14 protein-coding genes are annotated in these 13,260 nt (G+C 72.2%); 8 read left to right on the top strand and 6 right to left on the bottom strand.

All coding sequences use genetic code 11. The features are described 5' to 3' along the window. Positions 1 to 876: mycothiol synthase (mshD, locus tag VK923_17140; protein ID HSJ46404.1), on the top strand; the 876-nt coding region annotated here is incomplete at its 5' end. 31 nt (positions 877 to 907) lie between these two features. On the opposite strand, the gene VK923_17135 is transcribed toward mshD, so the two are convergent. Further along, positions 908 to 1,588 carry a response regulator transcription factor gene (locus tag VK923_17135; GenBank protein HSJ46403.1) on the bottom strand — a complete coding sequence of 227 codons (681 nt, stop codon included), beginning with the start codon at positions 1,586 to 1,588 and terminating at the stop codon, positions 908 to 910. A 227-nt stretch (positions 1,589 to 1,815) separates the two neighbouring features. Here VK923_17135 and VK923_17130 point away from each other — a divergent pair, with 227 nt between their 5' ends. From VK923_17130 to VK923_17110, 5 genes are all read left to right on the top strand, one after another. Then, complete coding sequence (locus VK923_17130) at positions 1,816 to 2,859, top strand: MoaD/ThiS family protein (protein HSJ46402.1); 1,044 nt, start codon at positions 1,816 to 1,818, stop codon at positions 2,857 to 2,859. A gap of 188 nt (positions 2,860 to 3,047) precedes the next feature. Further along, the gene (locus tag VK923_17125; protein HSJ46401.1) at positions 3,048 to 4,088 is read left to right on the top strand and encodes a helix-turn-helix domain-containing protein; all 1,041 of its coding nucleotides are present in this window, start codon (positions 3,048 to 3,050) and stop codon (positions 4,086 to 4,088) included. A 31-nt stretch (positions 4,089 to 4,119) separates the two neighbouring features. After that, on the top strand, positions 4,120 to 4,425 hold the full coding sequence (locus VK923_17120) for a hypothetical protein (GenBank protein ID HSJ46400.1): 306 nt from the start codon (positions 4,120 to 4,122) through the stop codon (positions 4,423 to 4,425). Continuing rightward, a complete protein-coding gene (locus VK923_17115; protein ID HSJ46399.1) occupies positions 4,422 to 4,781 on the top strand; it encodes a DsrE family protein in 360 nt (119 codons plus the stop codon). The genes VK923_17120 and VK923_17115 overlap by 4 nt, the downstream gene beginning before the upstream one ends. Continuing rightward, a complete protein-coding gene (locus tag VK923_17110; GenBank protein ID HSJ46398.1) occupies positions 4,763 to 5,140 on the top strand; it encodes a DsrE family protein in 378 nt (125 codons plus the stop codon). The genes VK923_17115 and VK923_17110 overlap by 19 nt, the downstream gene beginning before the upstream one ends. Positions 5,141 to 5,334: 194 nt before the next feature. On the opposite strand, the gene VK923_17105 is transcribed toward VK923_17110, so the two are convergent. Then, a complete protein-coding gene (locus VK923_17105) occupies positions 5,335 to 5,559 on the bottom strand; it encodes a hypothetical protein (protein HSJ46397.1) in 225 nt (74 codons plus the stop codon). Between the two features lie 18 nt (positions 5,560 to 5,577). Between VK923_17105 and VK923_17100 the strand changes: the two genes are divergently transcribed. Next, complete coding sequence (locus VK923_17100) at positions 5,578 to 6,714, top strand: hypothetical protein (protein ID HSJ46396.1); 1,137 nt, start codon at positions 5,578 to 5,580, stop codon at positions 6,712 to 6,714. A 9-nt stretch (positions 6,715 to 6,723) separates the two neighbouring features. Here VK923_17100 and VK923_17095 read toward each other — a convergent pair whose 3' ends face one another. Genes VK923_17095 through VK923_17080 form a run of 4 tightly spaced genes read right to left on the bottom strand, consistent with a single transcriptional unit; the run spans position 6,724 to position 11,680 of the window. Continuing rightward, positions 6,724 to 7,365, bottom strand: coding sequence for an ATP/GTP-binding protein (locus VK923_17095; protein HSJ46395.1), 642 nt, complete (start codon positions 7,363 to 7,365; stop codon positions 6,724 to 6,726). Next, positions 7,346 to 7,699, bottom strand: coding sequence for a DUF742 domain-containing protein (locus VK923_17090; protein HSJ46394.1), 354 nt, complete (start codon positions 7,697 to 7,699; stop codon positions 7,346 to 7,348). Before VK923_17090 ends, VK923_17095 begins: the two co-directional genes overlap by 20 nt. Next, positions 7,696 to 8,118 (bottom strand): roadblock/LC7 domain-containing protein, encoded by a 423-nt coding sequence (locus tag VK923_17085; protein ID HSJ46393.1) that lies wholly within the window; start codon positions 8,116 to 8,118, stop codon positions 7,696 to 7,698. The genes VK923_17090 and VK923_17085 overlap by 4 nt, the downstream gene beginning before the upstream one ends. Continuing rightward, a complete protein-coding gene (locus VK923_17080) occupies positions 8,111 to 11,680 on the bottom strand; it encodes an ATP-binding protein (protein ID HSJ46392.1) in 3,570 nt (1,189 codons plus the stop codon). Before VK923_17080 ends, VK923_17085 begins: the two co-directional genes overlap by 8 nt. Positions 11,681 to 11,725: 45 nt before the next feature. On the opposite strand from VK923_17080, the gene VK923_17075 reads away from it, so the two are divergent. Then, entirely contained in the window at positions 11,726 to 13,213 is a 1,488-nt protein-coding gene (locus VK923_17075) for a pyridoxal phosphate-dependent aminotransferase (GenBank protein HSJ46391.1), read from the top strand. Positions 13,214 to 13,260: the final 47 nt, after the last annotated feature.

Below are 13,260 nucleotides of genomic sequence, written 5' to 3'. Positions count from 1 at the left end.
GAGCACAAGTACTCCCACCTCAAGGTGGGCGCGACCGGCTGGCTCGGCGTCCTGGCGCACGAGCGGGGCCAACTGATCGGCTATGCGCACATGCGCTGGGGCCGGCCCGGCGATCGGCCGCGCGTCGCGGTCGAGGTGGTGGTGCACCCCAACCACCGCCAGAGCGGCGAGGTCGCCACCGCACTCCTCGATGAGACCACCGCGGCGGTCGGCCGCGCCGGTGGGGGCCTGCTGTACCTGTGGGTCCATCGCGTCGAGCGCGCCGACCAGACGCTCGCCTACGAGTTGGGCTTCGACATCCAGCGCGAACTGGCGTTCATGACACGGCGCCTGACCGCACCGCCAGAGCAGACGAAGCTCCCAGAAGGCGTCGAACTGCGCACGTACCAGGGCGAGCAGGATGACGAGGCGTTCCTGGAGGTCAACAACGCCGCGTTCGCCGGCCACCCCGAGAACGGGGGGTGGGATGCAGACGACTTCGCCGAGCGGCGTGCGCTCGACTGGTTCCGGCCCGACGACCTGCTGATGACCTGGCGCGGTGACGAGCTGCTGGGCTTCCACTGGACCAAGTGGCACGGCCACGAATCCGACGAGCATCCGGCGCACGAACCCGTCGGTGAGGTCTACGTGCTCGCCGTCCACCCGCGCGCCCAGGGCCTCGGTCTGGGAAGGAGCCTGCTCCAGGCCGGAGTGCACCACCTGTACCAACGAGGCTGCCGTCAGGCGATCCTCTACGTCGACTGCGCGAGCACCAACGCCGTCCGCCTCTACGAGTCGGAACAGTTCCAGCACGCGTACCGTGACGTCTGCTACGAACGCTGGATCGCGCCGTCGATCGATGGCCCGGCTGCCGACCTGCGCCGGCCGGCGTTCTGACGTCCGCGCCGCACGGCGGGCGCGGAGCCCGTCAGGGCGTCTCGCCCGATGAGCTCGAGCCGGCCGGATCAAGCTTGTACCCGACCCCGCGGACGGTGCCGATCAACTGCTCGTGCTCGGTCCCGAGCTTGGCACGCAGGCGCCGGATGTGGACGTCGACGGTGCGGGTGCCACCGAAGTAGTCGTAGCCCCACACCTCCTGCAGCAGCTGTGACCTCGTGAAGACCCGGCCCGGGTTGTTCGCGAGGTACTTCAGCAGCTCGAACTCGCGGAAGGTCAGGTCGAGCGGCTTGCCGCGCAGCCGCACGACGTAGGTCTCCTCGTCGATCGACAGGTCGCCGATGCGTGCCCGCGAGCTGCGCGTGTTGCGGGCGTTCTCGGCCAGCAGCCGCAGCCGCGTCTCGAGCTCTGCAGGCCGGGCACGTGGCAGCAGCCAGTCGTCGAAGCCCCACGTGCTCTTGATGGCCGCCAGCCCGCCCTCGTCGACGACGACCAGCACGGGACGCGACCGATCGGAGGCGACGATCGACCGGCACGTGCTCGACGCCGCACCCAGGTCGTCGGTCGCGTCGATCACCACCAGGTCGGCCTCGTGCGCGTCGGGCGCCTCGCGCGGGTGCAGTGGCGCCACGGCCACGCTGTGGTCGAGGAACTCCAAGGCCGGTAACAGCGTTTTCGCGCTGTCACCGTCGGAGAGGATCAGCAACCTCACCGGCCGTCCCTGTGTCGAGAGCCTCACACGGCGCCGCCCGTCCGGCGGTGTCCACCCACCGTGTGCTCCGTGGAAGCGGCTCCACGAAGCTGTGCTGAACGGTAGCACCAGTCGGGCCGCCACCGCCGACGCGGCCAATGACCGCCGGCACGGGCTACGCTGCGCGTGGGACGACGAGGACGAGTGAGGGCTGGGCACACTGGGCAGCAACGGGCGAAAGGCGGTCTGTGGCGGTCACGGTGCGGTTGTTCGCCGCGTTGCGTGACGCGGCCGGCACCGCGCAGGTCGAGGTCGCACCCGACACGGTGCCGGCGATCGTCGCTGACCTCTGCGACCGCTTCGGCGAGCCCTTCGCGACGCGCGTGACGGTGGCGTCGGGCATGCTCGACGGCCGGCGCGTGGCGCTCGACGAGGCCAACCTGGCGGCCGACGGCGCCGAGCTCGCCCTCCTGCCGCCGTTCAGCGGTGGATCGACCGCCACGCTGCGTCAGCAGCGCGTCTACCGGCTGCTGCTCGCCGGGTCGCTGCTGGTCCCGCTGCTGTTGCTCGTGGGCGTCTTCTCGAGCCGGTGGGCGTTCGGCCTGGTCGTCGTCGTGGTGGCCGTCGGCAGCCTGATCGACCTCCACGCCACACTCGGAGTGGCCAGTGTCCGCACCCTGCTACCGACCGCGCTGGTGATGGGTGCCGGACCTCCGACGCTGCTGCTCATCGCGCCCGACACCGGGCGCCGGTGGGTGGGCGGCGTCCTCGCACTCGCGGTGATGACCAGCTTCCTCCTGGCGTTCGCGTCGCCACGACGACACGAAACGGCGGCGGTCGTGGGGTCGACGCTGTTTGCCGGTCTGCTTGTCGCCGTCGGCGCCGCGACCCTGGTCGCCCTGCACGATCAGCTCGACCCGGTCCTGGTGGCCAGTGCGCTGGCGATGATCGCGCTGACCGACGCAGCCGTCGTCGTCGCGAGTCGCCCGACGGTACGCCACCGCAAGCGCTACCTGGTAGTCGCCGCCGTCGCAACCGCACTGCCGTCTGGCCTCGTCGTATACGCGGCCAGCGACGTCGCGCCCCCACCGGTGGTGCTGATCGTCGGCTTCGCGCTCGCGGCGGTCGTCGCCGCGCTGGCCAGCGCGCGGTTCCGCCAGGTCCTCCGTCGTGCGGGCACGGCGTCCGAGGCGACCGGCGAGGCGGTCCCGGCCCTGCTGATCGGCACCGCCGACGCCGTGCTGTTGGGTGTGCCCCTGGCGTTGTTGTGGGCGCAGCTGGTGATGGCCTGACCGCACGATGACGCGCGACTCGACCAAGGCTCTAGTGTTTACCGTGCATATTTACCGGACCGAGCGCCCGCCAGGCTGATCTGGCGATCAATACGGTAGAAACGGGGCTATGTTGGTCTCGCATCATCCATCGATGGGCCTGCACATCCTCAGACCGACGGATGCGGTGCTCCGCCGCGCCCCCGGCCATGGCTGACGACGGCCCGGGCGCAGGCGCGCCGTCCGAGCGCTGGGTCCGTCGCACTGCGGACGTCAGCACTCGGCGGGCGCTGCGCAGCACCACACGGGCGAGCATCTACGAGCACCTGCGCCACGTCGGGGAGGGCCAGACGGTGCGTGACATCGCCGGGGCGTTCGATCTGCACCCCAACGTGGCACGGACGCACCTGGAGACCCTCGCCGACGCGGGGCTGGTCGTTGTCAGCAGCCGCAAGCACCCGGGCGGCGGGCGTCCGGCGAAGGTCTACCTGGCACGTGCCGAGATCGGTGCCGACGAGATCCGTGTCGACCCGATCGTCCGACCCACCCAGGGACCCACGACGCTGCTTCGCCTGCTGGGCGAGGTGATCGTCAGCGGCAACGGCAACGGTCCGCAGACCGGGGGGCGGCTTGAGGTCGTCCGCCAGGCGGCCGCCCGCGAGGGCAACCGGCTGGCCGACCGCAGCGACGAGCCGTGCGGGTCGCTGCCGGAGGCGGCCGCCGTCGTCGGCAGGATCCTGCGGTCCGAGGGCTACCTCGTCGAGGTGCACCAGGCCGACGACGGCGAGGCGCTGCTCAGCCGGCTGGGCGGCTTGATCGACCCGCTCCGTCCGGTACGGGGTGGGCTGGCGGCCGCGCTGGAGTGGGGGTTGCTGACGGGTGCCTTCGCGCGCGTGTGGCGGCCGGTGCAGCTTGCGCCGGTCGCCGACGTCGACGGCGACCGAGCGCCAGGCTGGGCTGTGCGTCCCGCCCCGGCAGGGCCGGCGAGCAACCGCCTGCTGGTCACGGTGGGTGGGCGCGTCGATGCGCGCGGCGCACCCCGCGAGACCGGCGTTGTCCGTGCCATGCGAGCGATCACCGCGCTCGACCCGGGCGCGGTGCTGGAGGTGCTGGCCGGCGGACCGGGCTCCCCGGCCGCGTTCGCACGGTGGGCCGACCGCGCCGGCCACGAGCTCATCGGGGTCGAGCGCGCGACCGACGACCAGGGACGGCCGGCGATCCGGCTGCTCATCCGCAAGGGGCGGACATGATCTCGTGTCGTGTGGCGGGAGGGCACGCACCATGACCCATGCGCTGTTGACGTCGCAACAACCGGAGGAGGCGCTCGCGCTGGGTACCGGGTGGGCCACGGCAGGTGCGGACGTGACCATCGTGCTGCTTGACGCCGCCACCACGGTCCTCCGGCCCACCCACGACGCGGCCGACGACCTCGCGGCGGCCCGCGACGCAGGTGTGCGGATCTGGGCACACACCGACGCTGTGACCGAGCGCGCCGTCGAGCCACGAGCCGTGGGTGTGGAGCTGGTCGATCTGGATGCCGTCGTCACGCTGCTTGGCGACCCCGAGACGCGGGCGCAGTGGTGGTGAGCCGCGCCGTCACCGTGGTGCTGTCGTCGGCGACCAGCTCGTCGGCCGCGGCGACCGCCCTGCAGCTGGCAGACCGGCTCCTGGCGGCGGAGCACCGGGTCATGGTGTTCGCCCACGGCACTGCGGTCGACCTGGCGCTGGATTCCGGCCCCATCGCGGACGCCGTTCGCGCCCTGCTGCACCGCGGTGTGCACGGTGCCACGCTCGACTGGGTCGTCGAGGCAGGGGCCGCTGGAGGACGCCGCATGGTCGACGGCGTGGTCGCGGGTGACGACGCGGACCTGTGGCGTTTCGTGCGGGAGGCCGACGTGGTGCTCGCACCGGGAGGAGGTCAGCCGTGGCGCGTCGTGTCGTGAGCATCCTGACCGCGGCGCCGGCCGCGATGTCGCCCCACGATCCGGTGCTCGAGGCCAACGTCTACGCCGTCGCGGAGGACGTCGATCTGACGGTGCTGCTCCGCGGCGTCGCGATCGAGTACGCGGCGGCGAGCGGCGCCGTGCCGGAGGCGCGCCTCGCCGGCGTGCCGCTGCCCAACGCCCGGTGTGCGCGCGATCTGCGGGGCCTCCTCGAGTCCGGCGTCCTCGTCTACGTCGACGCCGTGAGCGCCGCCCACCAGGGCCTCGACGCCGACGCGCTCATCTCCGGCGTCACCATCGCCGACGCCGCGGAGCAGTCCGAGCTGCTGCGCACGGCCGACGCTGTGCTGCACTGGTAGGGAGGCGCCGTCCGTTCGATGGCACCCGCGGATTCGGCGCCCCACCCGGCCTCCGGTACAGTACGGCCACCGCTGTCTTCGGCCATCGTGGTTGCGATCCAGTAGGAACGGTGGACATGCAGGCGTGTGAAGTGTGCGGCTGGGACACACGGGCGGGCACCCGTGTCTGCGCCTCGTGCCGCGCCGGGCTGGAGTCAGGGGACGTCGCAGGCGACAGCGTGCTCGCTGGCATGCTCCAGCAGGCTCGCGTCATGAGCGCCGGCGATGCCGGTCACCCACCGGAGGACCAGGCCGGCGCGACGACCTCGAGGCGCCCCCGCGGTCCACGCCGGGACGACGACGGACGCGAGCAGGTCGTCCTGCGTGAGATCGAACCCGGTGGCGACGAACCCGGCAGCGACGAACCCGACCGGCCGCATCGAACGGAGCCGTCGTCAGTGGCGGCGTCGCTGATCGAGGCGTTCCAGTCCCCGCCGGACACCCGCATCCCGTCCGACGCCTCCGCCGCGCCCGACCGGCTCCAGGCGGGCGCGGTCGACGATCTGGCTCCCACCGGCGCCGACGACGTCACGGACGACGCCGCGGCCGGGTCCACGGACCAGGCCCCGACCGCCCACCCGGTCGAACCGATGGGCGACACGGACCGCCTCGACGCCGAGGCCCCGCCGGCGGACGACCAGGACGTCGTCCGGGCGCGCGCGCCCGACGCCGCCGAGGCCGCTGGAGCGCCGCCCGCCACGACGGGTCCACAGGCACGAGCCGACGAGCCGTCTCCCGCGGCGGCGTCGCTGGACGACGCGGGCCCGATCACCGACCGGTTCGCCAACATCCCGACCGTCCCGATGGACCGCGGTCCGTCACCCGACGTGTCCACCGAGGCGTCGACGGACGCAGCCGGCGCGACGGCGGCACCGCGCACGGCCCACGGCGGGACCCCGCGGGCATCGGCCCGCGACGACGGTCCGACGGCAGCGCAGGCGCCGGCCGACGCGGCGTCGACCACAGCCACCGACAGCCGGGACACGTCGGACGCGCCCGCGTGGCGCGCCGCTCTGCGCGAGGCGGGCACCTGGACGGCGGTGGCCCAGTTCACGCTGCTGTTCATCGGCATGCTCTGCGTGTTCCAGGTGGTCGTCCTGCTCGTGGTGAACCAGTTCCTGTCACAGACGCAGACCGAGCAGGCCGTCGCGGCCGACATGCTCGCCGCGCACGCCAAGGTCGCGACCGTGATGCTGCCCGCGCTCGTCGGCGGTGCCTTCGCCGCCGCCGGGTTCGCCGCCTGGCGCGCGCACACGGACCCGCAGCAGCACGACGACGCGGCGCCGCTGCGCAGGTGGGTGCTCGGACTGCCAGTTGCCATCTGGGCCGTCATCGTGACCGCGACGGTGCTGCTGGTGGTGGTCGTGCTCGGGACCTCCTCGACCATCGCCGGAGCGCAGCGTATGACGCTGTGGGCGATCGGCGCGTGCACGCTGCTGGGCGTCGCCTGCGTGGCCGCGCCCCGGGGGCTCGCCGCCGTCGAGGACGACGCCGACCTGGGTGAGCCGCCGCGGGCGAACGCTGCCCGCCGCTGACGCCGGAGGTCAGCCCTGTGCCGCGGCGACCGAGGCCTGGCTGTTGACGTCGTTCCCCTCGGCCCGCTGCCGCTGCACGGCGAGCAGGACGGTCTCGAGCAGGGCGACCAGCACCTCCTTGACAGACTCGCGGTCGCGGGCGTCGCAGCGCAGCATCGGCACGTCGTCGCCGACGTTCAGCGCGTACCGGATGTCGTCGCGGTGATGGACAGGCGCGTCGTCGAACTGATTGACCGCGACGACGAACGGGATGTCACGCGACTCGTAGTAGTCGATCGAGGTGTAGCAGTGGTCGAGCCGGCGCGTGTCGACGAGCACGACCGCCCCGAGCGCGCCCCGCACCAGGTCGTCCCACATGAACCCGAACCGGTCCTGCCCCGGTGTTCCGAACAGGTACAGGCGCAACGCGTCGTCGAAGGTGATCCGACCGAAGTCCATCGCGACCGTGGTCGTCGTCTTGTCGGGCAGCCACGCGGCGTCGTCGATGTCGACGCTGGCGGATGTCATGGCGGCCTCGGTCCGCAACGGGACGATCTCCGACACCGCCCCCACGAACGTGGTCTTGCCGACGCCGAAGCCGCCGGACACGATGATCTTGACCGACTTCGGCTGCGTGGCCGATGCGGGACCCTCAGAGGGAGCGGACGGCATCGATCAGCCTCCTGATGAGCTGTTCGTTCATATCGGTCGGTCCGGTGACGCGCAGCAGGCCATCGGACACCAGGTCACCGATCAGCACGCGGGCGACGCCGGCCGGCACCTCGAGCTCGGCGGCGACCTCTGCGATCGACATCGGGTCGCGGCAGGTCATGAGGATGCGCCGCTGCTCGAACACGTGGCGGTCGGCGCCCGCGATGCCCTCCGCTGTCGTCGTCACCAGGGTCTCCAACGCGAGGTCGTCAGCCGACGAGCGGGTGCGTCCGCCAGTCACGATGTAGGGCGGCACGAGGCGCCCGTGGTCCTCGGCGTGCGGACGGCCGTTCATACGGTGAGCGCGTTCTTCAGCTCGCTGATGAGCGCGGGCGTCAGCGTCGTGCCGACCCGGTCGAGGAGCAACGTCATCTCGTAGCCGACCAGGCCCATGTCGCAGTCCTTGTCGGCGAGGACCGCGAGGGTGCTGCCGTCGCTGATCGACGAGATGAACAGCACGCCCTCGCGCATCTCGACGATCACCTGATCGACGTCGCCGCAGTCCAGCAGGCTCCCGGCGCCATTGGTCAGGCTGGTCAGGCCGGACACGATCGCCGCGAACTGCTCGACGCCGTCCCGTTCCCTTCCCGCCGATCCGGCGAGCAGAAACCCGTCCGAGCTGACAGCGATCGCCTCGCGCACCCCGGCGACGTCGCGGACGAAGTTTGACAGCAACCAGTTGAAGTTGCGTGCGCTGCCACTCAGCTTACGCATCGTGATGCTCTCCCCCGTTGTGCCGACTCCGTGTCTGTGATCGACCCTCCTGCACCGCGCGCTGGAAGCGCGACAGGCGGTCCCGTGTGGCCCGCGCCTCGTGCTCGGCGGCCGTGAGCGTGACACCATGCTCGTCGGTCACCTCGGCGTTCGTCGTCGCCCGAGAGGGCGAAGGCTCCGACGGCGCCGCGTCATCTGCGGCCGGTGTTCGTTCCGTGCGCAGCAGCGCCCGGCCGTTGGCAGGGCCGCCGGCGGCGCCTTCCCGCCGCGAGGCCCGCCGACGTACCTCGAGGACAGGTGCGGCGTCGCGCGGGTCGTCCTCCGCCTCCGTCACGGCCGCTGGTCGATCGTCGTCGAGCGGAGCCGGCTCGACCAGCGGATCGTCGTCGAGCGGAGCCGGCTCGATCAGCGGATCGTCATCGGTCGCGGCAGGCGGCCGCGTGTCCTCGGTCCCACCGGGCGCCGGGGTGCCGTCGGTTGCGCCAGGCGCTGGCCGGTCATCGGCGGGGAACACCGTGGTGTCGTGCGGCGCCCAGATGTCGTCCAGCGACCCCTCGGCCGGTTCATGCGGGCCGAGATCACCGGTCCACCACGCACCGACGTCGTCCGCCGTCGGCTGATCGCGCCGGTCCGTGGTGACCGGCTCGCCCGCCGTCTCGACGTCGTCGGGCTCGTCGGACACGACCTCGGTCTCGAGGTCCCCGGGACCGTCGGTCGCTGCGGCCCGATCCCTCGCCACGGGCTCGGCAACCACGTCCCCCGCCACCACGTCCCCGACCTCCGCTCGATCCGCTCCGATCGCGCTTCCGGCCACCGGCTCCGCTCCGAACGCGTCCTCGGCGACCTCGACGTCCGTTGGGGCGCTGTCGCCGACCGGTGGGTAGCGCGCTTCTCCGGTGTACGCCAGATCGTCGAACGCGCGGTCACCCGACCACGGCTCGCCCGGCTCCTGCGTCGCCGTGTCGGGTCGATCGTCGCGCACCTCGGACGGCTCCCGCAGATCAAGGCCCAGGTCGACGGCCTCGTCGGGCGGTCCCGCCGCCGCTCCGTCATCAGGACCGTGCTCGTCAACGGTAGATGACCGGTCGTCGGACTCGGCGGGTCCGACGTCGGGCTCAGTCTCCGCGTCCCGCAGGTCGACCTCGTCGTCGGTCAGCCCGCGCATCTCGATATGGTCGAACGGCGCACGGGACGACGTCCGCTCCTCCGACGACCACGTGCGGCCACCACGTCCGGGGATGGGCGGCGCGGTCTGGTCGAACGCCGGGCGGCGCTCGCGCACCACCGACGCCGAGACGTGCGTCCGCTCGGTCGCGGTGTCATCGGCCACGTCGATCCCGACGCCGTCGGCGTCGGACTCCGCGGCGGTCACGTCGTGCGCTGCCGCACCCTCGGCAGCGTCGTCGGGCAGCGCACCGGCCTCGAGCGCCGGCCCGCGGTTCCCGGCCACGCCCGTCGGCACCGGCGGGTCGATCAGCGCCGTCGGCAGCAGCACCTTTGCCGTCACACCCTCGGTCGTCGACTCGCCCAGCCGCACGCGGATGCGGTGCCGGGCGGCGAGGCGACCGACCACGAACAGGCCGAGGAAGCTGGAGGGCACCCGATCGACCATCGGCGATGCGTCGATCCGCCGGTTCGCGTCCTCGAGCTGCTCCACGCTCATGCCGACGCCGTCGTCGACGACGGCCAGCGCGTAGCCGTCGACGACCCGTCGGCCGACGACGTCGACCGGTGTGTCGGGCGGCGAGAACTGCGTGGCGTTCTCGATGAGCTCGGCCAGCAGGTGCGTGACGTCGGCGACCGCGGCGCCGGCGAGTTGCGCCTCGTCGACGCCGTCGAGGGTGACGCGCCGGTAGTCCTCGACCTCGGAGATCGCACCCCGCACCACGGAGGTCAACGAGACCGGCTCCGACCACCGGCGTGCGGGCTCCTCGCCGGCGAGCACCAGCAGGCTCTCGGCGTTGCGCCGCATCCGTGTCGCGAGGTGGTCGAGGCGGAACAGGTCGTCTAGCAGGTCGGGGTCGGAGGTGTCGCGCTCGAGCCGGTCGATGAACTCGAGCTGACGGCTCAGCAGGTTCTGGTTGCGACGACCGAGGCTGACGAACATGCGGGCGACGTTCCGGCGGCTCCGTGCCTGGTCGGCGGCGAGGTCGGCAGCGGTGCTGCTGACGATGTTGAACGCGTCGGCGACGTCCTCGATCTCGTCGTTGGTGCGCAGCTCGACCGCGGGGAGCACGGGCAGGTCGGTGTCGCGGCCAGCGCCTGGCCTCTGCGCACGGTGCACGAGCACCGGCAGCTGGTGGTCGGCGATGTTGCGTGCGGTCGCGCCGAGCGACCGGAGCGGTCCGACGATGCGCTGGGCCAGGCGGGTCGACACGAGGAACGCGGCGATCAGCGAGAGCAGGAGGGCGACGACGACGATGATCGCGAACGTGCGCGCGGTCGCGCTGAGGCCGTCCGACACGTCCGACAGCCTGGCCAGGGGCGCGAAGGCCGCGTCGATGGGCCGCTCCACGACAGCGATCCACGAGATCGGGTCCTGGTCGAGGTTGTCGAAGCGCTGGAGCAGGCGCCGCAGACGGCCGTCGACCGTCGACACCGGTGCGAAGCCGGCGACGGAGCTCTCGGTCAGCGCCACGCCCGGTTCATTGCTACCGAGAGCACGCTCGACGGTCTCCGCGCGCTCGGCGTCCAGCTCGATCTCGGGGTTCAACAGCCGTGAGGCGTCGTGGTCGGAGACGGTCTCGGCCAGCAGCTCGCCCTCCCCGGTCAGCAGCGTCACGTCAGAGCCGCTGTCCCGGGCGATCCGGTCCGTGGTCCGCTGCAGCACCCGCACGTTGATGATCGCCTTCACGACCCCGGCGTGCTCGTCGGTCCCCTGCTCACCGATGCGGGCCGCAACCGTCAGGCCGTAGGCGTCCGTGCCGAGTCGCTCGACGGGGCCGATGAAGAACCCGTCGTCCCACGCGGTCGACCACCATGGCTCCCCGCTGTTGCTGAGGTGCTCCGGATTCGACGACGAGCCGACCGTGAAGCCGTTGCGCTCCGTGAACAGCAGCTGCCGGAACACCGCCTGGCGCTTCGCGATCGCGCGGAGGTGCCGCTCGGCGTCCGAGCCCCCCGCCAACCGTCGTGAGCCGGCGTACTGCTGCTCGAGCTCGGTGATCGGCGTCGCGACCAGGGCGTCGCCGACATCCGTCGCTGCCTCCCCTGCGGCGGACACCAGCAGTGGCGACACGGACAGTTCGACGACGTCGGCGACCCGCTCGGCCAGCAGTCGCTCCACCTCGCGCGCGACGCCGGCGGCGTCCCTCCGGACCGCCGGTCCGACGACGTCCTGCCTGAGCTCCTCGCGGCTGGCCGCGACGTCCTGCTCCGCCGACCGCGACAACCCGACCAGGCTGACCAGCGCGATCATGCCGATGAACAGCATCGGCGCGATCGAGATCACGAGCACGCGTGACAGGATCCGGCTCTGCAACGACTGCCGGGCCGGCGTGGACCGTCCCCGCGCCGTCGGCCGGCTGCGGTCTCTGGTCGAGCTGGCTGGTCTGCGCGCCATACGTCCACTCACGTTGCGATCGACGCCGTGCCCACGGCGAGGTCGATGATGGTGCACCCCTCCGGAAGGCATCGTCGTCGTGCCTGGCGCTCGCCGGCATGTGCAGGGACAACACCACCGGGGGCCAGAGCCTCGCACATGCGTAGGCAATCCGCGAATCGCCCGACCAGCCAGCCCGCGGCACGTCGCGGGCCTCTCGGAGCCCGGGCGCCGCGATCGGCCGTTCGCGCCGACCGGCTGCCGTGCGGTCGTCGGGCACCGACACGCGGCCACCGAACATCCGACACGCCCGCTACCATCTGGGACATCCCAGCCGCCGGAGGCGAGTCCATGTGCCCCACCGCTTCATCGCCCGCGGGCAGGCCGTCGCCACGCTCGCCGCTGATCCCCCGCATGCAGGGATTCGGCACGACGATCTTCGCGGTGATGACCGGCCTGGCCGTCCGCCACGACGCGGTCAACCTGGGCCAGGGGTTCCCCGACGTCGAGGGTCCGGCAGAGATCCGTGACGCGGCGATCGCCGCGCTGCGCGACGGACACAACCAGTACGCGCCCGGCACCGGCGTGCCCGCACTGCGTCGCGCGATCGCGGCGCACCAGCACCGCCGCTACGGCCTGGCGTTCGACCCCGACGACGAGATCACGGGGACCGCCGGCGCCACCGAGGCGTTGGCGGCAGCCGTCCTGGCGATGTGCGACACCGGCGACGAGGTCGTGACCTTCGAGCCCTACTACGACTCGCACGCCGCGAACATCGCAATGGCGGGCGCGGTGCGCCGGACGGTGACGCTGCGTCCGCCGGACTTCTCGTTCGATCCCGACGCGCTCGCGCGCGCCATCACGCCACGGACGCGGATGCTCGTGCTCAACAGCCCCCACAACCCGACCGGCAAGGTGTTCCGCCGCGACGAGCTGGCGCAGATCGCCGAGCTGTGCGTCGCCCACGATCTGCTGGTGGTCACCGACGAGGTCTACGAGCACCTCGTGTTCGACGGTGAGCACGTGCCGCTGGCGACATACCCCGGCATGCGCGATCGCACGGTGACGATCTCCTCGGCCGGGAAGAGCTTCTCGTTCACCGGCTGGAAGATCGGCTGGGCGTGCGCCTCACCGCCGCTGACCACCGCGCTGCGGACGACCAAGCAGTTCCTGACGTTCACCAACGGCACGCCGTTCCAGCACGCCGTCGCGTACGGGCTATCGCTCGGTGACGGCGTGTTCGACGAGCTGACAAGCCACTACCGCGCGCGGCGCGACCAGCTGTGCGACGGCCTGCGCGCGCTCGGCTATGAGGTGGGCACACCCGCCGGCACCTACTTCGCCACCGCCGACATCCGCCCGCTCGGCTACGACGACGGCATGGCGTTCTGCATGACCCTGCCCGAGCGCGTCGGCGTCGCGGCGGTGCCCGAGGTCGTGCTCTACGACGACACCGAGGTCGGCGCGCCGCTCGTGCGGTTCGCGTTCTGCAAGTCCGAGGCGCTGATCGACGAGGGGCTGGCGCGGCTGGCGAAGCTCGACAAGGGCCGATGAGCCCGGTCGGAGAGGGGATGCACATGCGCGCCGAGGGCAGCGACGGC

The sequence above is a fragment of the Euzebyales bacterium genome (assembly GCA_035461305.1).
Taxonomy (GTDB): Bacteria; Actinomycetota; Nitriliruptoria; order Euzebyales; family JAHELV01; genus JAHELV01.
This window is presented reverse-complemented; position numbering and strand designations above follow the sequence as displayed.